3 protein-coding genes are annotated in these 3,835 nt (G+C 50.9%); all 3 read left to right on the forward strand.

The features are described from left to right. Positions 1 to 883 (forward strand): ABC transporter permease (locus AB7U36_RS20260; RefSeq protein WP_428161440.1); only part of this gene is annotated, 883 nt, incomplete at its 5' end. Continuing rightward, positions 873 to 2,237: an ABC transporter ATP-binding protein gene (locus AB7U36_RS20265; protein WP_428161441.1), complete on the forward strand. Its 1,365-nt coding sequence runs from the start codon at positions 873 to 875 to the stop codon at positions 2,235 to 2,237. The genes AB7U36_RS20260 and AB7U36_RS20265, both read left to right, overlap by 11 nt. Then, positions 2,234 to 3,835: rhamnan synthesis F family protein (locus AB7U36_RS20270; protein WP_428161442.1), on the forward strand; the 1,602-nt coding region annotated here is incomplete at its 3' end. The genes AB7U36_RS20265 and AB7U36_RS20270, both read left to right, overlap by 4 nt.

Raw genomic sequence — 3,835 nt, forward strand, 5'->3', positions numbered from 1 at the left:
CAAAATGCGCAAAGGAGTATCACTTATGACAGAATCCTCGGACCAGGGCTGCGACCCCCATTCTCCCGAGCCAACCTCCCTTTCAGCCCTGGGTAAAAGTCTTTTGCAAAACCGTGGGCTTATCCTGCAGATGGCTACCCGGGAGGTCATTGGCCGTTACAAAGGCTCAGCATTGGGGGTGGCATGGTCTTTTATCATCCCGGTGTTTATGCTGACAATTTATACCTTTGTCTTTTCCGAGATCTTCAAGGCCCGGTGGGGCGGAATGGGCGGGAATCAGAGCAAGACCCAGTTCGCAGTGCTGCTGTTTGCAGGCCTGATCGTGCTGAATCTTTTTAGCGAAGTCATTAACCGCGCACCAGGGTTGATTGTCGCCAATGTTAATTATGTTAAAAAAGTACGGTTTCCCATTGAGATACTACCGGTGGTGGCCATGTGTGCAGCCCTGTTTCACTGCATTATCAGCATGGGGGTCCTTTTGACGGCCTTTGCCGTCTTCAACGGATTTTTGCACTGGACCCTTGTCTTCATCCCTCTGGTATTGCTGCCCCTTGTTATCCTGACCATTGGGTTTTCCTGGATTCTGGCATCGTTGGGGGTATTTTTAAGGGATGTGGGCCAGAGCATCGGTATCCTCACAACAATGATGCTGTTTTTATCCCCTGTGTTTTATCCCCTGACAGCGGTTCCTGAAAAATTTCGGTTCATCATCATGATCAACCCCCTTACCTTTATCATTGAGCAGGCAAGGGCGGTATTGATCTGGGGGAAGCTGCCGGACTTGATTGGACTTACGGGGTATACGGTCGGGGCCGTCCTGGTGGTGTGGGCCGGTTATGCCTGGTTTCAGAAAACCCGGAAAGGATTTGCCGATGTCCTCTGAATTCGCCATTGAGGTTGAAAGCTTAAGCAAATGCTATCACATTTATGACACCCCCCATGACCGGCTCAAACAATTTGTTCTGCCCCGGTTAAACCGTTTGATTGGCAGGCCGCCCAAGGCATATTTCAGTGAGTTCTGGGCACTTAATAATGTCTCTTTCCGGGTGAAAAAAGGTGAAACCGTGGGCATCATCGGCCGCAACGGCAGCGGTAAATCCACATTGTTGCAATTGATCTGCGGCACCTTAAGTCCCTCCAGCGGAAGGGTTAAAACCCGGGGCCGGGTGGCGGCACTGCTGGAGCTGGGCTCAGGGTTCAACCCGGAGTTCACCGGGCGGGAAAATGTTTACATGAATGCCGCAGTGCTGGGTTTAAGCAAAAATGAGATCGACCAGCGCTTTGGTCAGATTATTGATTTTGCAGATATCGGCGAATACATTGAGCAGCCGGTACAAACCTATTCCTCCGGCATGATGGTCCGTCTGGCATTTGCCGTTATCGCCCATATGGATGCAGATATTCTTGTGGTAGATGAAGCCCTCTCCGTGGGAGACGCCTTTTTTACCCAGAAATGTATGCGGTTTTTACGCGGGTTCATGAAAAACGGTACGGTTCTCTTTGTCAGCCATGACACCGCCAGTGTGAAAAGCCTGTGCAACCATACCCTTTGGCTGGAGAAGGGTGAGGTGCTCAAGGAGGGAGAGCCCAAGGAGGTGTGCGAACTTTACCTGGAGGCCTTTTTTGAAGCCCAGCAGGGCAAAAGTAGCACCACCCGACTTAAACCGTTAAAAAAGCCTGATGCAATGCTGCCGGATAAGGACCAGCGCCTGGCCTTTATTAACAACAGCAACCTGCGCAATGACCTTGAGGTGTTTAAGTTTGACCCTGATGCCCAGTCATTTGGAAAGGGGGATGCCCGCATCGACCAGGTTCATCTTCTGGATGAAACTCAGCATCCCTTATCCTGGATTGTGGGAGGGGAAACCGTTTTGCTACGGGTGATGGCAAGCACGGACCGAGACCTGGCGTCTCCCATCATCGGATTTTTTGTCAAAGACCGCCTGGGGCAGACCCTGTTTGGAGACAATACCTACCTGACCTATATGGACAACCCGGTCTGCTGCCGGAAAGGAGGAGGTCTTGAGGCAGACTTTGTCTTTCAAATGCCCTTGCTTCCCATCGGCCAATACAGCATCACCGTGGCCATTGCCAGCGGCACCCAGCAAGAGCATGAGCAGCATCACTGGATTCATGATGCCATTATATTTCAATCTGAATCAAGCAGTGTTGACGGTGGCCTGGTGGGCATTCCCATGCTTAAGGTCAGTTTAAAAACACAAGAAAGCCTATCATGAATTTAAACAATATTATAGCCGCTGCATCATTTGTTCCCAGATCCCTTTTACCCCCCAATGGCTGGGTTGGGCACCTGCCCTTTGCAGCCTGGGTCATCCAACAGGTTTCGCCTGAGATCTTTGTTGAACTGGGGACCCACAGCGGCAATTCTTATTTTTCGTTCTGTCAGTCTGTGGCCCAAAACAACATACCCACCCGATGTTATGCCGTGGATACCTGGCAGGGAGACGAGCATGCCGGGGAATACGAAGAACGGATTTTTAATGGGGTTGATGCCCATAACCAGGCGCTTTATGCCCAGTTCTCCCGGCTGATGCGCATGACCTTTGATGAGGCAGTTCCCTTTTTTTCAGATGAATCCATCGGCCTTTTGCATATTGACGGACTGCACACCTATGATGCGGTGCGGCATGATTTTGAAACCTGGCTGCCCAAGCTGACCTCTGATGCTATTGTCATGTTTCACGATACCAATGTGCGTGAACTGAATTTCGGGGTGTGGCAGCTCTGGGAAGAACTGAAGCAGGAATATCCCAATCATTTGGAATTTACCCAGTCCAACGGGCTGGGGGTGCTGCAGTTGAACCATGCCCCTGAAGAGAAAAAACAGACATGGCTTGAACCCGGGGCCGGGGAAAAACAAGAATTGAGACGATATTTTGCCGCCCTGGGGACTTTTCAATTGGGGCGGTTTGAGCAACAGGAATTAGAAAAGACCGTGGCAGACCGGGGGGCCGGTATCATTGCCCTTCAGAAAACGGTGATGGAGATGGAGAATCAGACCCAAAAACTCATTGCCCGGCACAATGCCCAGATCCTGGAGTATCATAACGAGATTGCTCAAAAAGACGGGCAGATCGCCCAGATCCTTAACTCAAGCAGCTGGAAGGCCACCCGTCTGCTGCGCCAGATGGGCCGTCTGAAAGCCGGCATGACAGACCGGGCTGAAAATAATCTTGAACACCCCGATCAGGAAGCCGGGAAAGCTGTGATTTGTGAACAACCTCTTAAAATGGACCTTGACATGGCCCGCCCCATGGAGACCGATTATTCCGCCTGTGTACCCTTTGGGTTTGAAATACCGTCCCAGGAAAACTATGGCAGGGTGGCAGCGGTGATTCATCTTTTTTATGAAAATCTGGCCGTGGAAATTCGGTCTTATCTGGCCAATGTTCCCGTGGACATGGACATTTTCATCTCCACAACAGATGATTTTAAAGCCTCTGCCATAGAATGCGTATTTAACGGCTGGGATAAAGGCCGTGTGGAGGTCCGTACTGCCCCTAACCGGGGCCGGGATATTGCCCACAAACTTGTGACATTCAAGGATGTCTATGCTGAGTATGATTATGTGTTGTGCCTCCATGGCAAACAATCTCCCCATGAAAGTTTTCTCTTCCACTGGCGGCATTTTCTGCTGGAGAGCCTTTTGGGAAGCCCCAGGATCGTCAAAAATATTCTGCATACCTTTTCCCGTTGTCCGGATCTTGGGATGATTGCTGCCCAGCATTTTGAGCCGGTGCGCAATGCCATCAACTGGGGGGGGAATTTTGAGGCAGCCCAGGAGCTGGCAGGGAAAATGGGATTTACCCTGAAT

The sequence above is a fragment of the Desulfobacter sp. genome (genome assembly GCF_050177295.1).

Bases quoted from the DNA above. Each gene is read 5' to 3' on its own strand.
- AB7U36_RS20265 (WP_428161441.1), top strand. From the start codon at position 873: ATGTCCTCTGAATTCGCCATTGAGGTTGAAAGCTTAAGCAAATGCTAT.